19 protein-coding genes are annotated in these 19645 nt (G+C 67.8%); 12 read left to right on the plus strand and 7 right to left on the minus strand.

Annotated elements, in window-relative coordinates:
* Positions 1–106: 106 nt before the first annotated feature.
* Positions 107–1336: an amino acid ABC transporter substrate-binding protein gene (locus tag ACQY76_RS12055; RefSeq protein WP_428028980.1), complete on the minus strand. Its 1230-nt coding sequence runs from the start codon at positions 1334–1336 to the stop codon at positions 107–109.
* A gap of 421 nt (positions 1337–1757) precedes the next feature.
* Between ACQY76_RS12055 and ACQY76_RS12060 the strand changes: the two genes are divergently transcribed.
* The 4 genes from ACQY76_RS12060 to nhaA all read left to right on the plus strand — a co-directional run bounded on the left by ACQY76_RS12060 (position 1758) and on the right by nhaA (position 5169).
* Positions 1758–2258 carry an SRPBCC family protein gene (locus tag ACQY76_RS12060; RefSeq protein WP_428028981.1) on the plus strand — a complete coding sequence of 167 codons (501 nt, stop codon included), beginning with the start codon at positions 1758–1760 and terminating at the stop codon, positions 2256–2258.
* Between the two features lie 68 nt (positions 2259–2326).
* Complete coding sequence (locus ACQY76_RS12065) at positions 2327–2827, plus strand: (2Fe-2S)-binding protein (protein WP_428028982.1); 501 nt, start codon at positions 2327–2329, stop codon at positions 2825–2827.
* A 9-nt stretch (positions 2828–2836) separates the two neighbouring features.
* Complete coding sequence (locus ACQY76_RS12070; protein WP_428028983.1) at positions 2837–3655, plus strand: FAD binding domain-containing protein; 819 nt, start codon at positions 2837–2839, stop codon at positions 3653–3655.
* A gap of 152 nt (positions 3656–3807) precedes the next feature.
* On the plus strand, positions 3808–5169 hold the full coding sequence (nhaA, locus tag ACQY76_RS12075; protein ID WP_428028984.1) for a Na+/H+ antiporter NhaA: 1362 nt from the start codon (positions 3808–3810) through the stop codon (positions 5167–5169).
* Between the two features lie 69 nt (positions 5170–5238).
* On the opposite strand, the gene ACQY76_RS12080 is transcribed toward nhaA, so the two are convergent.
* Genes ACQY76_RS12080 through ACQY76_RS12090 form a run of 3 tightly spaced genes read right to left on the minus strand, consistent with a single transcriptional unit; the run spans position 5239 to position 6801 of the window.
* Positions 5239–5589, minus strand: a complete 351-nt coding sequence (locus tag ACQY76_RS12080) for an Atu4866 domain-containing protein (protein WP_428028985.1) — start codon at positions 5587–5589, stop codon at positions 5239–5241.
* Positions 5586–6062 carry a carboxymuconolactone decarboxylase family protein gene (locus tag ACQY76_RS12085; RefSeq protein WP_428032998.1) on the minus strand — a complete coding sequence of 159 codons (477 nt, stop codon included), beginning with the start codon at positions 6060–6062 and terminating at the stop codon, positions 5586–5588. The genes ACQY76_RS12080 and ACQY76_RS12085 overlap by 4 nt, the downstream gene beginning before the upstream one ends.
* Positions 6063–6084: 22 nt before the next feature.
* Complete coding sequence (locus tag ACQY76_RS12090) at positions 6085–6801, minus strand: SDR family oxidoreductase (protein WP_428028986.1); 717 nt, start codon at positions 6799–6801, stop codon at positions 6085–6087.
* Positions 6802–6909: 108 nt separating this feature from the next.
* On the opposite strand from ACQY76_RS12090, the gene ACQY76_RS12095 reads away from it, so the two are divergent.
* From ACQY76_RS12095 to mdoH, 3 genes are all read left to right on the plus strand, one after another.
* Positions 6910–7803, plus strand: a complete 894-nt coding sequence (locus tag ACQY76_RS12095) for a LysR family transcriptional regulator (protein WP_428028987.1) — start codon at positions 6910–6912, stop codon at positions 7801–7803.
* A 154-nt stretch (positions 7804–7957) separates the two neighbouring features.
* Complete coding sequence (locus ACQY76_RS12100) at positions 7958–9487, plus strand: glucan biosynthesis protein (RefSeq protein WP_428032999.1); 1530 nt, start codon at positions 7958–7960, stop codon at positions 9485–9487.
* Positions 9488–9573: 86 nt separating this feature from the next.
* A complete protein-coding gene (gene mdoH / locus ACQY76_RS12105; protein WP_428033000.1) occupies positions 9574–11661 on the plus strand; it encodes a glucans biosynthesis glucosyltransferase MdoH in 2088 nt (695 codons plus the stop codon).
* A 158-nt stretch (positions 11662–11819) separates the two neighbouring features.
* Here mdoH and ACQY76_RS12110 read toward each other — a convergent pair whose 3' ends face one another.
* Both ACQY76_RS12110 and ACQY76_RS12115 read right to left on the minus strand, forming a co-directional pair.
* Entirely contained in the window at positions 11820–12080 is a 261-nt protein-coding gene (locus tag ACQY76_RS12110) for a hypothetical protein (RefSeq protein ID WP_428028988.1), read from the minus strand.
* Positions 12081–12090: 10 nt separating this feature from the next.
* On the minus strand, positions 12091–12948 hold the full coding sequence (locus ACQY76_RS12115; RefSeq protein ID WP_428028989.1) for an SDR family oxidoreductase: 858 nt from the start codon (positions 12946–12948) through the stop codon (positions 12091–12093).
* Positions 12949–13207: 259 nt separating this feature from the next.
* On the opposite strand from ACQY76_RS12115, the gene ACQY76_RS12120 reads away from it, so the two are divergent.
* The 5 genes from ACQY76_RS12120 to ACQY76_RS12140 all read left to right on the plus strand — a co-directional run bounded on the left by ACQY76_RS12120 (position 13208) and on the right by ACQY76_RS12140 (position 18783).
* On the plus strand, positions 13208–14620 hold the full coding sequence (locus ACQY76_RS12120) for a PQQ-dependent sugar dehydrogenase (protein WP_428028990.1): 1413 nt from the start codon (positions 13208–13210) through the stop codon (positions 14618–14620).
* Between the two features lie 151 nt (positions 14621–14771).
* Positions 14772–15698 carry a Ku protein gene (locus ACQY76_RS12125; protein WP_428028991.1) on the plus strand — a complete coding sequence of 309 codons (927 nt, stop codon included), beginning with the start codon at positions 14772–14774 and terminating at the stop codon, positions 15696–15698.
* Between the two features lie 6 nt (positions 15699–15704).
* Positions 15705–18269, plus strand: a complete 2565-nt coding sequence (gene ligD / locus ACQY76_RS12130) for a DNA ligase D (protein WP_428028992.1) — start codon at positions 15705–15707, stop codon at positions 18267–18269.
* A gap of 5 nt (positions 18270–18274) precedes the next feature.
* Positions 18275–18577 (plus strand): MgtC/SapB family protein, encoded by a 303-nt coding sequence (locus ACQY76_RS12135; RefSeq protein WP_428028993.1) that lies wholly within the window; start codon positions 18275–18277, stop codon positions 18575–18577.
* Positions 18559–18783, plus strand: coding sequence for a hypothetical protein (locus tag ACQY76_RS12140; RefSeq protein WP_428028994.1), 225 nt, complete (start codon positions 18559–18561; stop codon positions 18781–18783). The genes ACQY76_RS12135 and ACQY76_RS12140 overlap by 19 nt, the downstream gene beginning before the upstream one ends.
* 12 nt (positions 18784–18795) lie before the next feature.
* Here the strand turns inward: ACQY76_RS12140 and ACQY76_RS12145 are convergent, their stop codons facing one another.
* Entirely contained in the window at positions 18796–19602 is an 807-nt protein-coding gene (locus ACQY76_RS12145; RefSeq protein WP_428028995.1) for a Ku protein, read from the minus strand.
* Positions 19603–19645: the final 43 nt, after the last annotated feature.

Here is a 19645-nt window from a genome sequence, read left to right on the forward strand (position 1 = left end):
GTCCCTGAAGCTGTCGCCGGGTCGCCGCCGCCGGATAAAGCCATAAGCCTGGTGAGCGGGACGCGCGCCGACGCTGCCGGCGCGCGCTTGAAACGGGACCGCCCTGTCAGGGCATCGCAATCATGTCGGCATTCTTGATCGCGGCCGGGGCGAGAACCTTGATCGCCCCGCCCTGCACCTGGATGATCGGCAGTTCGCGGGGAAGGTTCATGCCGTTGGGGCCGAACTTGATCGGGCCGTAGAAGGTCTGGATATCGGTCGCCGCGATGGCGTCGCGCACCTTGGCCTTGTCGAGCGAACCGGCGCGGGCCAGCGCGTCGACGATGACCTCGCCGGCCGCCGCGCAGGAGCCGTGCACATAATCCGGGTCGCTCTTGGTGCGGGCCTTGAAGTCCTCGTAGAAGGCGGCGGTGGTCGGCCACACGCCCTGGCCGTGATAGCTGGTGAGGTGATGCCACCAGCTCGACGAGGAAATGCCGTTCGCCAGCGGGCCGAGGCCTTCGGTGAATTCGGCATAGGACGGACCGGTGACCATGGTGACGATCGGCGCGGTGATGCCGAGGTCCTGCATCTGCTTGCGCGCGAGGATGAGGTCCTGCGTGTAGCCGGTGATGTAGATCCAGTCCGGCTTGGTCGCCTTGATGGAGGACAGCGCGGCGGCATGGTCCATGGTGCCGACCGGGTAGAGCTCCTTGTAGGCGACCGTCAGCCCGCCGGCCTCGGCCGCCTTGGCGATGCCTTCCGCCATGGATTTCGGGAACACGTCGTCGCGGCCGAGCACGGCGATCGTCTTGGTCTCCGGGAACTTCTCCTTGAAGAACTTCACCATGGCGGTGGTCATGCCGCCATTGGGGGAAAGCGTGCCGAACAGGTATTTCAGCGTCTGGTCGTAGACGCTCTCGGAGGAGGCGACGCAGGCGATGGTCGGCACCTGGTAGCGCTCGCCCACGCCGGCGACGATCTTGGTGTGGCCCGAGCCGAAGGGCGAGAACAGGAACTGCACCTTGTCGTCATTGATGAGCTTTTCGGCCAGCTGCGAGGCCCGCTGGCCTTCCGACTGGTAGTCGTACTCGATCAGTTCGACCTTGAGCTTCTTGTCGCCGACAGGGATGCCGCCGGCGGCATTGACCTTCTCGACCCACATCTTCCAGACGACGTCCTGCTTATGGCCCTCGTCCGCCAGGCCGCCGGTGAGGGCGAGCGGGGCGCCGATGCGGATCGTCTCCTGGGCGAGGGCAGGGGTGGCGGCAAACAGGCCGGCCGCGAGAAGGCCGGTGGCCAGGCCGCCCGCCAACATTCTGGCGCGGGAGGAACGAAGGAAACCCTGTGCGAACATGCGAATCTTCCCTGTGCTGGATACGCCAAAAAGGTCGATGCGGCCCCTGCCCGGCGGGGCCTTCGTGTCGCGCGCCACCGAGAGCCGGCGGGTCAGCGCCGAGGCGATGGTCTGGTGTGCTATGTAACAATACCATTCAAGATGATTTGCTCAATATTTAATGGTCTTGCCGATTGCGTTAATTTTGGGCATGCGGCGATCAACAAGGGAGCAGCGGTGTGTGCGCCCTGCGTCAGGCCTTCTCTCGCGATGCGGCGCCGAGCGCGAAGGCGCGGCGCCGACAGGCTTGGCACAGGCGTTGCTAGACACCGTCGACGCCCTCGTGCCCGGCGTCGACATCGCTGCCCGCGGTCAGGCGAGGCAGCGGACTCTGGTTTTCGCGCGGCCCCGGCCGTGCGAGGCTTCTTGATGCAGGTGGCACATGGAACTGACCGGCGCGCAGCGTATCGAGGCCTCCCGCGAGGCGGTGTGGCAGGCTCTGAACGACCCCGAAATCCTCAGGCAGTGCATTCCCGGCTGTCAGGAGCTGCAGCAGTCCTCACCAACGCAGTTCACCGCCCGGGTCGTTCTGAAGATCGGCCCGGTGAAAGCAACCTTTTCGGGGGCAGTGACGCTGTCGGATCTCGATCCCCCGCATGGTTATCGCATCGCCGGCGAGGGACAGGGCGGCGTTGCCGGTTTCGCCAAGGGCGGTGCCGACGTGCGGCTCGAGGCGGAGCCGGACGGGGCCACGCGTCTCACCTATAGCGCGCAGGCGAATGTCGGCGGGAAGATCGCCCAGCTTGGCGCCCGGCTGATCGACAGCACGTCCCGGAAGCTGGCCGGCGAGTTCTTCACGGCGTTCGCCCGGGTCGTCGCGCCCGATGCGGTGCCGGCGGCAGCGAGTGCCGCCCCTCCCGCGATGGACGAGCTCACGCCCTGATCTTTTTGCCCAATGCCTCGCCGTCGACCGGGAACAGTCCGATGCAAGACACCTCATTCCAAGATCCGATGGCACATTCCCTTTCGCTCACCGTGAACGGAACGGCCGTTTCCATGAAGGTGGATGTGCGCACCTTGCTGGTGCAGTTGCTTCGCGACGAGCTGCGGCTGACCGGCACCCATGTCGGCTGCGACACCAGCCAGTGCGGGGCCTGCACCGTGCATGTCGATGGCGAGGCCATCAAAGCCTGCGCGGTGCTGGCGGTGCAGGCCGAGGGCCGCGAGGTGCTGACGGTCGAGGGGCTCGCGGCTGGCGACACGCTGCATCCGATGCAGGAAGCCTTTCGCGAGCATCACGGACTGCAGTGTGGTTTCTGCACGCCGGGCATGATTTTGGCCGGGATGGATATGGTCCGGCGTCACGGCCACGCGCTCGACGAGCACACGGTGCGTGTCGAGCTGGAGGGCAATATCTGCCGCTGCACCGGCTACCACAACATCGTCCGGGCCATCATCGCCGGGGTGCGGTCCATGGGTCCTGCGGCGCCCGGCATTGCGGCGGCGGAATAGGAGCGCGCCATGTTCGCCTTCGCCTATCACCACCCGGAAAAGCTCAGCGAGGCGGTCGGCCTGCTCCGCGCCAATGAGGAGGCCAAGCCGCTTGCGGGCGGACAGACCCTGATCGCGACGCTGAAGCAGCGCCTGGCCGCGCCGAGCGATCTGGTGGACCTTTCCACGGTGCCGGAACTGCGCGTCCTCGCGATCAGGGAAGGACGGCTTTCCATCGGTGCCATGGTCCGGCACGCCGATGTCTGCGCTTCGCCGCTGGTGCGCGACGTGCTGCCGGCCTTGGCGGCGCTCGCCGGGTCGATCGGCGATCCGGCGGTGCGCAACCGGGGAACCATCGGCGGGTCCATCGCCAATAACGACCCGTCCGCCGACTATCCGGCCGCGTGCCTCGCGCTGGACGCCACCATCGTCACCGACCGACGGGAGATCCCTGCTGCCGACTTCTCCACCGGGCTGTTCGAGACCGCGCTTGCGTCGGACGAGATCGTGGTCAGGGTCGTTTTCCCGCTTGGCGGACAGGGGGTCTACGAGAAGTTCCGTAACCCCGCCTCGCGCTATGCCATGGCGGGTGTCTTCATCTGGCGCGGAGTCGCCGCGAGCGGCGAGGATCTGGTGCGCGTCGCGGTGACGGGCGCCGGGCAAAGCGGGGTGTTTCGCTGGGCTGAGGCGGAGGAAGCGCTTGCCGGCGCTTTCTCTCCTGTCTCACTGAAGGGGCTGGGCCTCCCGGCAGACGCGATGATCGAGGACATCCATGGCAGCGGCGCCTATCGAGCTCATCTCGTGGCGGAGATCGCCCGACGCGCGGTCGCGCGGATGGCCGCTGGCTAGGGGCACGCCGCAGGGTCTTCCAGTCGTGCGGGTTCCCGGGGCTTGGAACAAGCGTCCTTCTGCCCTAAAATCTGGCTGGGTGTCGTCAGCTGCATTCCGCGGCGAGGGCAGGTAAGTGCGCAGGTCGGGCCGCCGCGCAGGGACCTGTCTTGATGAATCGCCGCCTTTCCCGCGCGCGTCTGCGTACGCGCCTCGCTTCCGAGCGTGCCTTCGCCTCCGTCCAGCGTTTTCTTCATATCGAGGCCGTCAGCGGTATCGCCCTGCTGGCAGCGGCCGTCATTGCGCTGGCCTGGGCCAATTCGAGCGCTGCCCAGAGCTACCACGACCTCTGGCACGCGCCGCTGAGCTTTGGCTTCGGCTCCTTGGTCATCTCGCAGTCGCTGCATTTCTGGATCAACGACGCGCTGATGACCGTGTTCTTCCTCGTCGTCGGCATGGAAATCCGCCGCGAGATCCATGAGGGCTCGCTTTCCGACATGCGCTCGGCCGTGCTGCCGATCGTCGCCGCGCTGGGCGGAGTGATCGTGCCGGCGGCGATCTATGTCGCCTTCAACAGCGGACCGCCGGCTCTCGATGGCTGGGCAGTGCCGACCGCGACCGACATCGCCTTCGCGGTCGGCGTGCTGGCGCTGCTCGGCAAGTCGGTGCCGGTCAATCTGCGCATCTTCCTGCTGGCCCTCGCCATCATCGACGATATCATCGCCATTCTCATCATCGCGCTCTTCTATTCCGGCGGGCTGGACTATAGCGGCCTGCTGGTCGCCGGCGGCGGCATCGCGCTGGTGCTGGCACTGCAGGCGGCCGGCATCGGCAGCGCCTATGCCTATGTCGTACCGGGCGCCATCCTTTGGCTTGGGCTGCTGCAGACCGGCGCCCACCCCACGCTCGCCGGCGTGATCCTGGGCATGCTGACGCCGGTAGTGCCCTTGGCCGGGCGTGAGCTGCCGCTCAATGCCGCCGCGCGGGCGCTGGAGGACATCCGCCATGCCGCCGACGCGCCGCCGTCTCATGTCGTTGCAGCCGCGCAGCGACTGCGGCTTGCGCAGCGCGAACTGGTGCCGCCGGTGACGCGGGTACAAATGACGCTGCACCCCTGGGTCGCCTATCTCGTGATGCCGATCTTCGCGCTGGCGAATGCGGGCGTCAGCCTCGATGGGCTCGATCTCGCGCGCCCCGAGGCGCAGGGAATACTGGTCGGCATTGTCGCCGCACTTGTGGTGGGCAAGCCTCTCGGCGTCGTCGCCGCAAGCTGGCTGGTGGTGCGGATGGGCTGGGGAATGCTGCCGCCCGGCGTGAACTGGGCCGGCGTTCTGCTGGTCGGGCTTCTCGCCGGCATCGGCTTCACCATGTCGATCTTCATCGGCACGCTGGCGTTCGAGGACGCGGCGCTGCTCGGCGCCGCCAAGCTCGGCGTGCTGCTGGCCTCGGTGACGGCGGCGGTGCTCGGCCTCGGCTGGGGCGCGCTGCGGCTGCGGGGCAACCGGAGCATGCGCGTGCCGGCCGCCCTGCACTGACGAGGCGTGCCGGCGAGGGCGGTCCCGGGCGGCCCCGGCCGGGAGAGAGCGGGGCTGCTCCCGACCGGCTCACTTCCGGCGGTGAAATACCATGCCGCCATGGTGCAGCGTGTCTTCATCGACGAAGACGCCGTCGGCGGTGAAGCCGGTGTCGTCCCAGTACAAGATTTCGCTTCCGGTCACCTCATAGCGGCCCTGATAGGCGCCCTGGCGGGTGCCGCGGGCTTCGTCGTAGCGGCCATTCGGCAGCAATTCGTGCCGGATATGGCGGTCGGGGGTGACCCACATGCCGACATAGGGGTGGCTCTGCGGCGTCTGCGAAGGTTTGGCGTTCTGTGGCATCTGGGCATGGGCCTTGTCGGTGGGGAAGAAGCAGGAGCCCGCAAGCAGGGCGAGGGCGAGCAGCGGGAGCCGGTTCATGGCCGAACCTCGGACGTGCCGGCCGATGCGCGGCGCTCGGCGAAGAGTTCCGACAGCGCCTGCGACGCGGCGATGGCGCGCGGGAAGCCGGCGGTGACGGTGGTGACGTAGACGACCTCCTTCAACTCCTCCTCGGACACGCCGATATTGAGCGCGTAGCCGGCATGGACCTGCATGAAGGGGAGCTGGCCGAGCGCCGCAAAGGCGGCGACAGCGGCGATCTGGCGGGTCCGGTCATCGAGGCCGCGCCGCGACCAAACATCGCCCAGCGCATAGGCCTCGGTCGCCTCGGCGAGGAAGGGGAACTCCCGCCGCATGGCCTCCAGTGCCGGCTGCGGGGCGCCCTTGTTGAGCTTCTGGACCACCGCGTCGCCGCGCTGGCGCCGCTCGTCCCGCGTGTCGGCTGCGGCGCCGCAGGATGTTGCCGCCAGCGCGAGCGCCGCGACGGCGGCGCGCAGGCGCGGCTGGGTCATGGACAGGGTCACGACTATCTCCTCAGCGACTGGCGGTGGGGCGGACGACGATCTCGCCCACATCGACATCGTCGGGCTGCTCGATGGCGTAACGGACAGCGCGGCCGATCGCGTCCGGCTGCAGGGCGATGGCGCGGTACGCCTTCATCGCCTCGGCGGCGACGGGGTCGGTGATGGTGTGGGCAAGCTCGCTCTCCACCACGCCGGGGTGGATGCAGGTGACGCGCAGGCGCTCATTCTCCTGCCGCAGCCCGTCCGAGATGGCGCGCACCGCGAATTTCGTCGCGCAATAGACCGCCGCCGTCGGCGAGACGGCCAAGGCGCCGATCGAGGCGATGTTGATGATGTGACCCGAGCCGCGCGCCGTCATCTCCGGCAGCACGGCGGCGATGCCGTAGAGCACGCCCTTGATGTTGACGTCGATCATGCGGTCCCACTCCTCGACCTTGAGCGAGGCCATAAGCGAGAGCGGCATGATGCCGGCATTGTTGACGATCACGTCGACCCGGCCGAAGCGCGCGCGGGCCGCATCGGCGAAGGCGGCAACATCGGCGCGGTCGGTGACGTCGACACGCCGGGCCAGAACGTCGCCGCCGATCTTGCCGGCAAGCGCCTCAAGACGATCCGTGCGGCGGGCGCCGAGAGCGAGTGTCGCCCCGGCCCGGCCGAGTTCGCGGGCAATGCCAGCGCCGATGCCGCTGGAGGCGCCGGTGATGAGAACGACTTTGTCGAGGGCCATGGAGGCCTCCTTCAGAAGAGTTGCGGCGGGCTTGCGTGAAGGATAGGGGCGCGCCATTGTCGCGATAAGCCGCTCGTTCGTTACCTAAGAGGAAAGTAAGGCTAACCAATGGAGCCGGATCTCAACGCGCTTGCCGTGTTCGCCCTGGTCGCCGAGGAGCGGAATTTTCGCGCGGCGGCGGACCGGCTCGGCGTCACCCGCTCGGCCGTCAGCCAGACGATCGGGCGGCTGGAGGAGGGGCTCGGCATTGCGCTGGTTCGGCGCACGACGCGCAGCGTCAGCCTGACGGAGGCCGGCGAGCGCCTTTATGGAAGCATTGCCCCTGCGGTCGCCGACATGCGCGCGGCAATCGACATGACGCGCAACCTGACGGCCCGCCCGCGTGGGCGGCTGCGCCTCGCCGTCTCGTCAATCGCCGAGCGCTTTCTCTCCGGGCCGTTCCTGGCGGCCTTTGCCGCCGATCATCCAGAGATATCGCTCGACATCACCGTGACGGACGAGGAGTTCGATATCGTCGCCGAGGGGTATGACGCCGGCGTGCGCCTCGGCGAGGTGATCGAGCAGGACATGATCGCGGTCCCGATCGCCGGCGATGAGCGGCAGCTGGCGGTGTGTGCGCCCGCTTATCGCGACCGCTTTGGCGTGCCCTCCCACCCCTCCGAACTCGCCTCGCACGCCTGCATCGGCTGGCGGCCCTCGCCCAAGGCGGCGCCCTATCGCTGGGAATTTGCCGAGGCGGGGCGCGAGTTCCGCGTCACCGTTCCGCCGAGCTTCACCACCAACGACATGGCGCTGATGATCAAGCTGGCGACCGCCGGCGCGGGCATCGGCTTCGGCATGGAGGAAAGTTTCCGCCCCTGGTTCGAACGGGGCGAACTGCTGCCGCTGCTGGAGGATTACTGCCCGTTCTTCCCCGGCTTCTATCTCTATTACCCGAGCCGCCGGAACGTCGCGCCGAAGCTGCGGGTGCTGGTAGAACATCTGAAGCGGCAGAGAGTGTAGCGCCTCGTACCGGCGCTTCCGCGCGGCACCGCGCCTGATCCGCCGGACGCGGGCGGCCGGCATGCTGCACTGCGACAATCGCGCCGGAACCATGGGGGCTCTCGGCACTTGTAGGGGGGTAGGGCGTGCCGCCCTGAAACGAGTGAGGTCAGGCATGCATCGTCGACATCTGTTGCTGGGATTGGGGCTCCTGGCAATGTCACCGGTGCCGCTGACCCGGCTCGGCATCAGCGAGGCGTGGTCCGACGAAGAGGAGCAGGTCACTCCCTTCGACGCGCAGACCGTGCGCCAGCTCGCCCGCGATCTCGCCGCCAAGCCGTATAAAGGCCCGGCAAATGATCTGCCGCGCGCCTTCGACAAGCTTAGCTATGACGACTACCGCAACATCCGCTTCAACACCGACCGCGCGCTCTGGCGCAATGACAGCACCGGCTTTCAGGCGCAGTTGCTGCATCGCGGCTTCCTGTTTCGCGAGCGGGTCGATGTCTATCAGGTCGCCGACGGCAAGGCCGTGAAGCTCGGCTACGACCCTGCCATGTTCCGCTTCGAGCACGGTGTGCCGCAACCGTCTGACAAGGCGGATATCGGCTTTTCCGGCTTCCGGTTGCATGGCCCGATCAACCGGCCGGACTATTTCGACGAGATCGCCGTGTTCCAGGGCGCCAGCTATTTCCGCGCGGTCGGCAAAGGGCAGGTCTACGGGTCGTCGGCGCGCGGCCTCGCGGTGAAGACGGGCGATTCCGGCGGCGAGGAATTCCCCGCCTTCCGGGCCTTCTGGCTCGAAAAGCCGCGCCCCGGTGTCGATTCGGTGGTGATCCACGCGCTGCTGGACAGCCCGAGCGCCGCCGCCGCCCATCGCTTCACCATCCGCCCCGGCGACGAGACGTTGATGTCGGTCGAGATGACCGTCTATCCCCGGGTCGATATCGACCAGGTAGGGATCGGCGCGCTCACCAGCATGTTCATGTTCGGTCCCAATGACCGCGACGGCATCGACGATTTCCGCCCGATGGTGTGCGACGCCAACGGGCTGTCCATCATCACCGGAACCGGCGAGCGACTGTGGCGTCCACTGTCCAACCCGCGACGGCTGCAGATTTCGTCCTTCGCGGTTTCCGACCTGCGCGGTTTCGGGCTCATGCAGCGCCAGCGCTCGTTCTTCGATTATCAGGACCTCGAGGCGCGGTATGAGCGCCGTCCCAGCGTCTGGGTCGAGCCGATCGGCGATTGGGGCGACGGCTCGGTGGTGCTGGTGGAAATTCCCACACCGGAAGAGATCCACGACAACATCGTCGCCTTCTGGCGCCCGCGCGAGCCGCTGCGCAAGGGGCGCGAATACAGCACCACCTATCGCCTGCACTGGGGTTGGACCGGCCCGGATTCCAGCGATGCCGGCCGCGTCGTCGCTACCCGCGTCGGCGGCAGCACTGAGCGGCGGCTTTTCGTGCTCGATCTTGCCGGCGACAAGATCCGCGATCTGCCGGCGGAAGGCCTTTCGGCGCGGGTGACCGCCAACACCGGAGAGGTGAAGGATATCGTCCTGCAACCTAATCCCGAGACGAAGGGCTGGCGCATCTCGTTCGCCTTGCTGCCAGGCGGGGCCGAGCATGTGGAATTGCGCGCCGATTTGATGCGAGGCGAGGAGCGTTTGGCCGAGAGCTGGGTCTATCGGTGGTCGGCGTGAGCCGTCCGGTCGAGGCCGAACCTCTGCGGGCGGCGTTCCCCGTCGAGGGCCCGGCACCGGCCCTGCCGCCCGAGACGCCACTCGCCATGCCGGTGCAATCGCTCTCGCGCGTGCCGGCTTCCGATGTTCCCGGCGACCGGCATCCCGCATTGGTGCTGCGGCGTGGCTTCGCGCTCGGCGGGGCGGCGCTGCTCACCGCCATCGCCGCCCACCAGATGTATCTCGTGCTGGATGTCGGCGGCGTCACCCTGCTCGAATATGTCGTGCTGGCGCTGTTCGTCATTCTGTTCGCCTGGATCGGGTTCGCTTTCACCAATGCGCTGAGCGGACTGCCGAGCCTGCTGCGGCCGCCGCGCGGGCATCTCGGCATCGATCCCGACGGGCCGCTCCCCGCCTTGTCGGCGCGCACCGCGATTCTGCTGCCGGTTTATAACGAGCCGCCAGCCCGTGTTCTCGCCGGGCTGGAGGCGACATGGGAATCGATCACCGCCACCGGCGCCTCGGGGCAATTCGACGTCTTCATCCTCAGCGACACCACAGATGCCGACATCTGGGTCGCCGAGGAGGCGGGCTATCTCGCCTTGCGCGCCCGCGCCGGGGCCGAGCACAGGATGTTCTATCGCCGGCGTCCGCGTAACACCGGCCGCAAGGCGGGCAATATCGCGGAGTGGGTGACCCGCTTCGGTGGCGGCTATGAGAATTTCCTCATCCTCGACGCCGACAGCCTGATGACCGGGGACTGCATCGTCCGCCTCGCCGCCGCGATGGAGACACATCCGCGCGCCGGACTGATCCAGACGCTGCCCGTCATCGTCGGCGGCCGCACGCTGTTTTCGCGGCTGCAGCAATTCGCCGGCCGGCTCTATGGTCCGCTCATCGCCCATGGCCTCGCCAGCTGGAGCGGTGCCGAAAGCAATTACTGGGGCCATAACGCCATGATCCGCACCCGGGCCTTCGCGCAGGCGGCCGGGCTGCCGGAACTGCGCGGCCCGCGACCGTTCGGTGGCCATATCCTCAGCCATGATTTCGTCGAGGCGGCGCTGATGCGCCGTCAGGGCTGGGGCATGCACATGGTGCCGTGGTTGGAAGGCTCCTATGAGGAGGGGCCGCCGACACTGGCCGATCTCGCCATTCGCGACCGGCGCTGGTGCCAGGGCAATCTCCAGCATATCGCCGTGCTGCCGGCGCGCGGGCTGCACCCGATCAGCCGGCTGCACCTGCTCACCGGCATCGGTTCCTACCTCACCGCACCGCTGTGGCTCGCCATGTTGCTGGCCGGCCTCGCCACCGCGCTGCAGGCGCGCTTCGTCCCGCCGGACTATTTCCCGTCCGGCTTCTCGCTGTTTCCGAGCTGGCCGGCGCAGGATCCCATCCGCGCCATATGGGTTTTCGTCGGCACCATGGCGATCCTGCTGCTGCCCAAGCTGTTCGCCTTTGCGGCTGTGCTGCTGTCCCTTGCTCGCCGCCGCAGCTTTGGGGGAAGTGTCCGCGCCTTTTTCGGCATGCTGGCGGAAACACTGATCTCCGGCCTTCTGGCGCCGGTGACGATGTTCACCCAGTCGGTGGCGGTGGTGGGCATTCTCGCGGGCAAGGATGGCGGCTGGCAGCCCCAGCGCCGCGACGACGACCGCATCGACACCGGGTCGGTCATCCGGTTCTTCCTGCCCCATACGGTGGCGGGATGGCTGCTCGGCGCCGCCGCGCTCAGCATCTCGCTGCCGCTGTTTCTTTGGATGACGCCGGTGGTGGTGGGGCTGGCGCTGGCCATTCCGCTGGTGCTATGGACCGGCGGGGCGCGCAGCGCGACGCGCCTGCTGTTCCGCACCCCCGAAGAGCTGGCGCCGCCGCCCGTATTGCAGCGGGCGAGGCAGTTGCGCGACGCCGCGACGGCGGGTGCGCGCGGCTCTTCCACCGAAGCCGTCGGCCTTCTTGCCGCGACGCCCGATCTGCTGGCCTTCCACCGCGCGCAGCTGCCGCATGGCGAACGCGCTGCCGGCGATTACACCCCCGAACGGCTGATCGCGCGCGCCAAGATCGAGGATGCGGGGGATTTCGAGATGGCGCTCCGGCTGCTCAGCCCGCGCGAGAAGGCCGCCGCGCTTGGTGACTTCCGCTCCCTCGACGCGCTGCTTGCCTTGGCGCCCGCAGCGAGTGCGACGGCAGCGCGCAATTAGCGCGGGGCGAGGCGCTGCTCAGAGCGGGTTGCGGTCGACTTTCTCTTCGGGCAACTCGATGCCCTTGGCGTTGCGACGCTGGCGCGACTAGCGCACGGCGTAGGCGAGAGCAAGAAGCAGCGCCAGTGCGCCGATTGGTCCTGGTGCCCCTTACCCGATCAGCGCGGGCCGCCGTCCGGGAGGTCGGTGCCGTGATCCGTATGCTCGACGCCAAGCATGGTCTCGCTGGCACCCGGTACGGTGATCGTCACGTCATAGCCGTCGCGAATGGCGTTCGAGGCGGCGGCGACGGCAGCCTCAAACGCGGCTTCCTTGCTGGCATAGGCCATGCCGGCCTCGCCATCGCTGAGCACCCGCCACTCTCCCTCGCTGCCGCGAAGACGGTAGCCGATCGAACGGCCGGGGATCTCGGTCTGCATGGTTCTCTCCTCAAATCATGGGGGCGCCGCCGGTGACCGCGATGGTCGCGCCGGAGACGTAGCTCGACAGCGGGTCGGCGAGCATCACATAGGCGGTCGCCAGCTCGGCCGGCTGGCCCGGCCGCTTCATCGGCACCTGCTCGCCGAAATGCGCCACCTTCTCCGCCGGCATGGTGGCGGGGATCAGCGGGGTCCAGATCGGCCCCGGCGCCACCGCATTGGCGCGGATGCCCTTCTCGGCCAGCAACTGCGCCAGGCCGGCGGTGAAGTTCTGGATCGCGCCCTTGGTGGTGGCGTAGGCGAGAAGGGTCGGGTTCGGCTTGTCGGAATTTATCGAGGCGGTGTTGATGATGGCGCTGCCCGGCTTCATGTGCGGCACTGCCGCCTTGGTGAGGTAGAACATCGCGTGGATGTTTACCTTGAAGGTCAACTCCCATTCCGCATCGCTGATATCGCCGATCTCGGTGAAGGTGGCCTGATGGGCGGCATTGTTGACCAGTAGGTCGATGCGCCCAAAAGCCTCTACCGCCTTGTCCACCACCGCCCGGCAATGGGCCGCGTGCTGGATGTCGCCGGGCACGAGCACCGCCTGCCGCCCGGCCTCGCGTACCAGCGCGGCCGTCGCCTCGGCGTCGTCGTGCTCGTCGAGATAGGAGATCAGCACGTCCGCGCCTTCGCGCGCATAGGCAAGCGCCACGGCGCGCCCGATGCCGCTGTCGCCGCCGGTGATCAGAACCTTCCTTCCTTCGAGCCGACCCGAACCTTTGTAGCTGTCCTCGCCATGGTCGGGACGGGGCGACATGGCCTCCGTCCGTCCGGGCATGGACTGCTGCTGCTCGTCGAAAGGCGGGCTGGGATAGTTGGGCATGGTGGGCTCCTCGGTGTGGCGGTCTGTCGACGCATCGGGGCCAACAGCTGGCGCAATGGTTGGTTCCGTTACGTCCGAGGAGCCGGCGCGGGCTTGATCTTCAACGGAGAGCGACCGGAACGGCATAAGCGCGGCCATGGCCGAACTATCCCCCGCGCCGGGCGTTCCCCCTCCACACAGCGCTTGCGCGCCGCATCAGCGCCCCACCTGCTTTCCCGATCGGGAAGCGGTGCGGGCCGCCGGGACCAAAGGAATATCGATGCCCTCAACCTCCGTACCTTCCCGCCATCCGGTCGCTACCCGCGCCTTGGTGATTCCCTGCCTGCTCGTGCTCGCCTTCGGTGTCGCGGCCTGCGACCAAGCCACGACGACCCTGCCGGAGAGCGCCGGCTATGGCCCTGATCCGCAGCTTCCCGAGCCCAATTCGTCGCTGCTGCCGACGTTGAAGGTGGCCGAAGCCATCGGCTGGAAGGAGGGCGCCCAGCCCACCCCGGCCAGCGGCCTGCAGGCCAAGGCGTTCGCAACCGGCCTCGCCCATCCGCGCTGGCTGTATGAACTGCCCAATGGCGATGTGCTGGTGGCGGAAACAGACGCCCCGCCCAAGCCGGAAGGAAAATCCGGCGGGCTGCGCGGCTGGGTGCAGGGCCTGTTCATGGAGAAGGCCGGCTCGAAGACGCCGAGCGCCAACCGCATCTCGCTGCTGCGCGACGCCGACGGCGACGGGACGGCGGAAACCAAGACCGTGTTCCTCGAAAACCTCACCTCGCCCTTCGGCATGGCGCTGATCGGCGACAGGTTCTATGTCGCCAATGCCGACGCCATCATGCGTTTCCCCTATCAGGAAGGCGCGACGCAGATCACCGCGCCGGGCGAAAAGCTCGCGGATCTTCCCGCTGGCCGCAACCATCACTGGACCAAGAGCCTGCTGGCCAGCCCCGATGGCTCCAAGCTCTATGTCGGGGTCGGCTCCAACTCCAATGTCGCGGAGAACGGCATGGCCGAGGAAGAGAACCGCGCCGCCGTGCTGGAAGTCGACGTCGCCAGCGGCGCCTCGCGCGTCTTCGCTTCCGGCCTGCGCAACCCGGTGGGCATCGACTGGAACCCGGCTAATGGCGAATTGTGGGTCTCCGTCAATGAGCGCGACGAGATCGGGGACGATCTGGTTCCCGACTATATGACCTCGGTGAAAGAGGGCGGTTTCTACGGCTGGCCCTATTCCTATTACGGCCAGCACGTGGATGAGCGGGCCGAGCCGGCGAAGCCCGATCTCGTCGCCAAGGCGATCAAGCCGGATTATGCGCTGGGCTCCCACACCGCCTCGCTCGGCTTCACCTTTGCCGATGGCCCGGCGCTCGGCGAGGGCTTCGCTTCGGGCGCCTTCATCGGCCAGCACGGTTCGTGGAACCGCAGCAAGCCGGTGGGCTATCGGGTGATCTTCGTGCCCTTTACCGACGGACGCCCGTCCGGCACGCCGCAGGAGGTGCTGACCGGTTTCCTTGACAGCGAGGGGAAAGCGCAGGGCCGCCCGGTCGGCGTGCTTGTCGACACGCGCGGCGGGCTGCTGGTCGCCGACGACGTCGGCAATGCGGTGTGGCGGGTGACCCCGGCGGGCGGTGCCGCGCCGGCTCCCGCCACCGGTACGGCCGCCCCCGCACCGGGCGAGGCGATGTGACGCCCGCTCACGGTCTGGCGGATCATTGACGACAGGCGGGCGCTTCGGCGCCCGCTTTCATATCGGGCGGCGGCGGGTGGAACGCGCCGCGCCCGCCCGCGTTAGTGGCGAGGCATCGCAGCACCCCTTTCGCGGGCAGACAGAGGCAGGCATGGCAGCGCGGGCGACATGGAAGGGTTTCCTCCGGCTCGGCGAGCTTGTCTGCGCGGTGGGGCTCTATACCGCCGTCAGCGCCAGCGACCGCGTCAGCCTGCACATGGTGAACCGCAAGACCGGCAATCGCCTCTCGCGTCGATTCGTCGATTCCGAGAGCGGCGAGGTGGTGGAGCGCGACGAGCAGGTGAAGGGCTACGAGGTCGATTCAGGTACCTTTGTGGTGCTGGAGCCCGACGAGATCGCCGAGGTAACCCCCAAGGGCGACAAGGCGCTCACCATTGAGAGCTTCCTGCCCTGCGGCGAGGTGGACGACCTGTATTTCGACCGGCCCTATTATCTGCGCCCGGCCGACGAGGCCTCGCAGGCGAGCTTCGCGGTGATCCGCGAGGGCCTGAGGGCCCGCAAGGTGGCGGCGGTGGCGAGCGCGGTGTTGTTCCGCCGCCCGCGCAGCGTGCTGATCCGCGCCTATGACGAGGGCATCATCGCCACGACGCTGAACTATGATTACGAAGTCCGCTCCGCCGAGGAGGCGTTCGAGGATATTCGCGAGGTGAAGATGGAGCCGGAAATGCTCGATCTCGCCCGCCACATCATCGAGACCAAGGCCGGGCGTTTCCAGCCTGAAACCTTCGACGACCGCTATGACGACGCGCTGGCGGAACTGGTGCGGGCCAAGATGGAAGGCCGCAAGATCGCACCGCCCAAGCAGACGGCGGCCAAGGTGGTGAGCCTGCTCGACGCGCTGCGCGAAAGCGCCGGTGTTGCGGGCGGCGGCAAGGAGGCTTCAGCCAGGAAAGCTCCAACCGCCAAGGCTCCAGCCATGAAGGCGGCTGCCAGCAAGAAGGCGGCTTCCGGCAAATCGGCCGCGAAAAAGCCTGCTGCACACAAGACGTCCCGCGCGCCCACTCGCAAGGCGGGATAAGCGGCGATGGCGCTCGACGTCTACCGCCGCAAGCGTGATTTCACCCGCACGCAGGAGCCGCAGGGAGCCGACGGCGTCGAGGCTGGCCATGCCTATCTGATCCAGAAGCATGCGGCGCGCCGGCTGCATTATGATCTCCGGCTGGAGATGGACGGTGTCCTGAAAAGCTGGGCGGTGACGCGCGGCCCCAGCCTGGTGCCCGGCGAGAAGCGGCTCGCCGTGCATGTGGAGGACCACCCGCTCGACTATGGCAGCTTCGAGGGCACCATTCCCAAGGGACAGTATGGCGGGGGCACCGTCATGCTGTGGGATACGGGAAGCTGGGAGCCGGTCGGCGACGCGGCCAAGGGCTACAAGAAGGGCCACCTCGAATTCGTCTTGCATGGCAACAAGTTGCAGGGGCGCTGGCATCTGGTGCGGCTCGCGCCGCGCAAGGGCGAGAAGGCCGATAACTGGCTGCTGATCAAGGCCGAGGACGAGGTCGCACGGGCGGAAGGCGCGCCCGACATCCTCGACGAGATGCCGGATTCGGTGAAGACCGGGCGCACTCTCGACGCCATCGCCAAGGGCGATGAGGTGCCGCTGCTGACGCGCAAGGCCGGAACGCGGAAAGTCCCGCCGCCCGAGGCCGATACAGCGAAGCCGAAGGCGGCGGCGAAGACCAAAGCCGCGGCGAAAACGAAGAATCTGACGGGCGTCGAAGCCCCGCTGCCGGATTTTGTGGAGCCGGCGCTGGCGACGCTGGTGACCAAGGCACCGCTCGGAAAGCCCTGGATTCACGAGATAAAATTCGACGGCTATCGCCTTCAGGCGCGGCTCGACACCACCGCGAAGGGAAAGCGCCGGGTGAAGCTGCTCACCCGTTCCGGCCTCGACTGGACGCCCCGCTTCGGGTCGGCGCTGGTGGCGGCGCTTGAGGCGCTGCCGGCGGAGAACGCGCTGATCGACGGCGAGCTGGTGGTGGAAAACAGCGCCGGCGTCTCGAATTTCAGCCTGTTGCAGAAGGACTTGGCCGAGGGAACGTCCGACCGCTTCGTCTATTACGCCTTCGACCTGCTGCATCTCGACGGGCGGGACCTGCGCGGTGCGCCGCTGACTGCACGCAAGCAAGCGCTGGCGCTGCTGCTTCAACAAGCTGCAGACGGGCTGCGCTACAGCGAGCATCTCGCGGAAGACGGCGAAGCCATGCTGCGCCACGCCTGCCGGCTCAGCCTCGAAGGGCTGGTGTCGAAGCGGGCGGATGCGCCCTACCGCTCGGGTCGCGGCAAGGACTGGGTGAAGTCCAAATGCGCCTTCCGGCAGGAATTCGTCATCGGCGGCTTCACCGCCTCCACCGCGCAGAAGAACGCGGTCGGCTCGCTGGTGCTGGGCGTGTTCGAGGAGGGGAGGCTCGTCCATGTGGGGCGCGTCGGCACCGGCTTCTCGCAGGCGGTGGCGCGGGACCTCCACACGCAGCTTTCAAAGCTCGAACGGGCCCGCAGCAGCTTCGCCGAACCGCTGACCACGGAAGAGAAGCGCGGCGTCACCTATGTCGCGCCCGAACTGGTGGCCGAAGTGGAGTTTCGCGGCTGGACCGGCGACCAGCATCTGCGCCACGCGGCCTTTCGCGGGCTGCGCGAGGATAAGCCGGCGCGCGAGATCGTGCGGGAGAAGGCCGTGGAGGGGGAGGACATGCCCGCCGAACGCAGCGCGCCGCGCTCCAAGGTAAAGCTGACCCATCCCGATCGCATCTACTGGCCGGAGGAAGGCATCACCAAGCAGGGGCTCACCGACTATTATGCCGATGTCTGGCGCTTCATCGCCCCCTTCGTCGTCGCCCGGCCGCTGGCGCTACTGCGCTGCCCGGACGGCATCACCGGGCAGGCCTTCTTCCAGAAGCATTCCTGGCGCGGCATGAACAAGGCGATCAAGGTCAAGAAGGACACCGACGGCGAAGAGCTGCTCTATATTGACGACCTCGACGGGCTGATCGCGCTGGTCCAGTCCGGGGCGCTGGAAATCCACCCCTGGGGGGCGCCGCTGGCCAATATCGACCGTCCCGACATGCTGATCTTCGACCTCGATCCCGGTGACGCGGTCGGCTGGGACGGGGTCGTCGCTGGTGCGCGCGAGATCCGCGACCGGCTGGAGGCACAGGGCCTGCCGGCCTTCGTGAAGACCTCCGGCGGCAAGGGGCTGCATGTCGTGGTGCCGCTGCAACCGAAGGCGAACTGGGAAGCCGCGAAGGCCGTCGCCAAGGGCCTCGCCGATTCCCTCGCCGCCGACGACCCCGACCGCTATATCGCCGTGGCCACCAAGGCCCGTCGCAAGGGGCGCATCTTCATCGACTATCTGCGCAACGGGCGCGGGGCGACTGCCGTGGCGGCCTATTGCCCGCGCGCCCGGGCCGGGGCGGGCGTCTCCCTGCCGGTGGCATGGGAGGAACTCGACGCGCTTTCCGGCGGCGCGCACTTCACTCTGGCTGACGTGCCGGCGCGCCTTGCCAATCTTGACGCCGACCCGTGGGAAGGTTTCCGCGCCGCCGCAGTGCCGTTGCCGGGAACGGCGGGCCGCACCCGCCGGACGAAATGAGGGAAATGATGCAAGGCTTGCCGCAGGACTGGTGGCTGACACCGGATGAGATCGAAAGCCTGCTGCGGCTGATAGCGGCGGCCGGCTGCGGCATGATTGTCGGCGTCAACCGCGACCTGCGCGGCAAGCCCACCGGCATGCGCACGCTCGGACTGGTCGGGCTCGGTGCGGCGCTCATCGCGCTCTCCGCCCTGCAGGTCGAGGGCATCGAGGGCCACCCCGATGCCACGAGCCGGGTCGTGCAGGGCATCGTGCAGGGGGTGATGACCGGCATCGGCTTTTCGACCGCATGGAGGTGCACGGCCTGACCACGGCGGCGGCGGTGTGGGTGACGGCAGCGCTCTGCGTGGCCTGTGCCATCGCCTCCTGGCATCTGGTTTTCCTCGCGCTCGCCACCACCATCGCCTTGCTGGTGACGATCGTGCCCTTGGAGCGGCTGGTGGAATCCCGCGCCGCGCCCGCGCCTGTGCGCGCCAAGCCGCTGGACGACGCCGACGACGACCCGCCGCGCTGAACGGCAGCGCGCTCAGCGCCCGCCGGGCTTGCGCTCGGCGGCGAGGCTCTTCTTCAGCGCATCCATGATGTTGACGACATTGGTGGGGGCTTCGTCTGCTTCCTCGGGCGCGGCGCGGCGCTTGGAAGGCCGGCGCTTCTTCTTGGAGGCAATGAGCTGCTTGAGATTGTCTTGCAGCGGGTCATGCACCAGCGCGGCGCTCCAGTCGCCGGTCCGCTTGTCGATCAGCTTGCCGACGAGGGCCACGAGATCGCTGTCGGCCTTTTCCTCGATATCCTCGAAATAATCCTCGGGCCGGCGCAGCTCGTCCGAATAATGCAGCGTCCACAGCACGATGCCGCGCCCGCGCGGCTCCAGCATCACAGGCCGCTCGCGCCGGTGCAGCACGACGCGCGAAAGCCCGACCTTGCCGGTGGCGGCCATGGCCTCGCGGATGACGGCGAAGGCCTCCTCGCCCACCGGGTCGTCCGGCATCAGGAAATGCGGGGTGTCGTACCAGATCCATTCCACCGTATCGGCGGGCACGAAGGTCTGGATGTCGATGGTGCGGTTGCTTTCCAGCGCCACCGACTGAAGATCGTCGTCGTCGAGGATGACATAATTGTCCGGCTCGCGCTCATAGCCGCGCGCCTGGTCGTCGAACTCCACCGTCTTGCCGGTCTGCGCGTCGACATAGATGCCTTCCACCCGGTTGCCGGTGGCCCGGTTGAGGGTGTGAAAGCGGATCTTCTCCGCTGCGCTGGTCGCCGGCGCCATCACCACCGGGCAGGTGACCAGCGAGAGCTTGAGATAGCCTTTCCAGAAGCCGCGCGGCGCCACGCCCTGTCCCTCTCCATGATCGTACCGGTAACAATCTCCGGCG

It is taken from the genome of Ancylobacter sp., from assembly GCF_965279025.1.
Classification (GTDB): domain Bacteria; phylum Pseudomonadota; class Alphaproteobacteria; order Rhizobiales; family Xanthobacteraceae; genus Ancylobacter.

Excerpts from the sequence above, each read along its gene's own strand:
- ACQY76_RS12055 (WP_428028980.1), bottom strand. The coding sequence starts at position 1,336 with ATGTTCGCACAGGGTTTCCTTCGTTCCTCCCGCGCCAGAATGTTGGCG.
- ACQY76_RS12060 (WP_428028981.1), top strand. The coding sequence starts at position 1,758 with ATGGAACTGACCGGCGCGCAGCGTATCGAGGCCTCCCGCGAGGCGGTG.
- ACQY76_RS12065 (WP_428028982.1), top strand. The coding sequence starts at position 2,327 with ATGGCACATTCCCTTTCGCTCACCGTGAACGGAACGGCCGTTTCCATG.
- ACQY76_RS12070 (WP_428028983.1), top strand. The coding sequence starts at position 2,837 with ATGTTCGCCTTCGCCTATCACCACCCGGAAAAGCTCAGCGAGGCGGTC.
- nhaA (WP_428028984.1), top strand. The coding sequence starts at position 3,808 with ATGAATCGCCGCCTTTCCCGCGCGCGTCTGCGTACGCGCCTCGCTTCC.
- ACQY76_RS12080 (WP_428028985.1), bottom strand. The coding sequence starts at position 5,589 with ATGAACCGGCTCCCGCTGCTCGCCCTCGCCCTGCTTGCGGGCTCCTGC.
- ACQY76_RS12085 (WP_428032998.1), bottom strand. The coding sequence starts at position 6,062 with ATGACCCAGCCGCGCCTGCGCGCCGCCGTCGCGGCGCTCGCGCTGGCG.
- ACQY76_RS12090 (WP_428028986.1), bottom strand. The coding sequence starts at position 6,801 with ATGGCCCTCGACAAAGTCGTTCTCATCACCGGCGCCTCCAGCGGCATC.
- ACQY76_RS12095 (WP_428028987.1), top strand. The coding sequence starts at position 6,910 with ATGGAGCCGGATCTCAACGCGCTTGCCGTGTTCGCCCTGGTCGCCGAG.
- ACQY76_RS12100 (WP_428032999.1), top strand. The coding sequence starts at position 7,958 with ATGCATCGTCGACATCTGTTGCTGGGATTGGGGCTCCTGGCAATGTCA.
- mdoH (WP_428033000.1), top strand. The coding sequence starts at position 9,574 with ATGCCGGTGCAATCGCTCTCGCGCGTGCCGGCTTCCGATGTTCCCGGC.
- ACQY76_RS12110 (WP_428028988.1), bottom strand. The coding sequence starts at position 12,080 with ATGCAGACCGAGATCCCCGGCCGTTCGATCGGCTACCGTCTTCGCGGC.
- ACQY76_RS12115 (WP_428028989.1), bottom strand. The coding sequence starts at position 12,948 with ATGCCCAACTATCCCAGCCCGCCTTTCGACGAGCAGCAGCAGTCCATG.
- ACQY76_RS12120 (WP_428028990.1), top strand. The coding sequence starts at position 13,208 with ATGCCCTCAACCTCCGTACCTTCCCGCCATCCGGTCGCTACCCGCGCC.
- ACQY76_RS12125 (WP_428028991.1), top strand. The coding sequence starts at position 14,772 with ATGGCAGCGCGGGCGACATGGAAGGGTTTCCTCCGGCTCGGCGAGCTT.
- ligD (WP_428028992.1), top strand. The coding sequence starts at position 15,705 with ATGGCGCTCGACGTCTACCGCCGCAAGCGTGATTTCACCCGCACGCAG.
- ACQY76_RS12135 (WP_428028993.1), top strand. The coding sequence starts at position 18,275 with ATGATGCAAGGCTTGCCGCAGGACTGGTGGCTGACACCGGATGAGATC.
- ACQY76_RS12140 (WP_428028994.1), top strand. The coding sequence starts at position 18,559 with ATGGAGGTGCACGGCCTGACCACGGCGGCGGCGGTGTGGGTGACGGCA.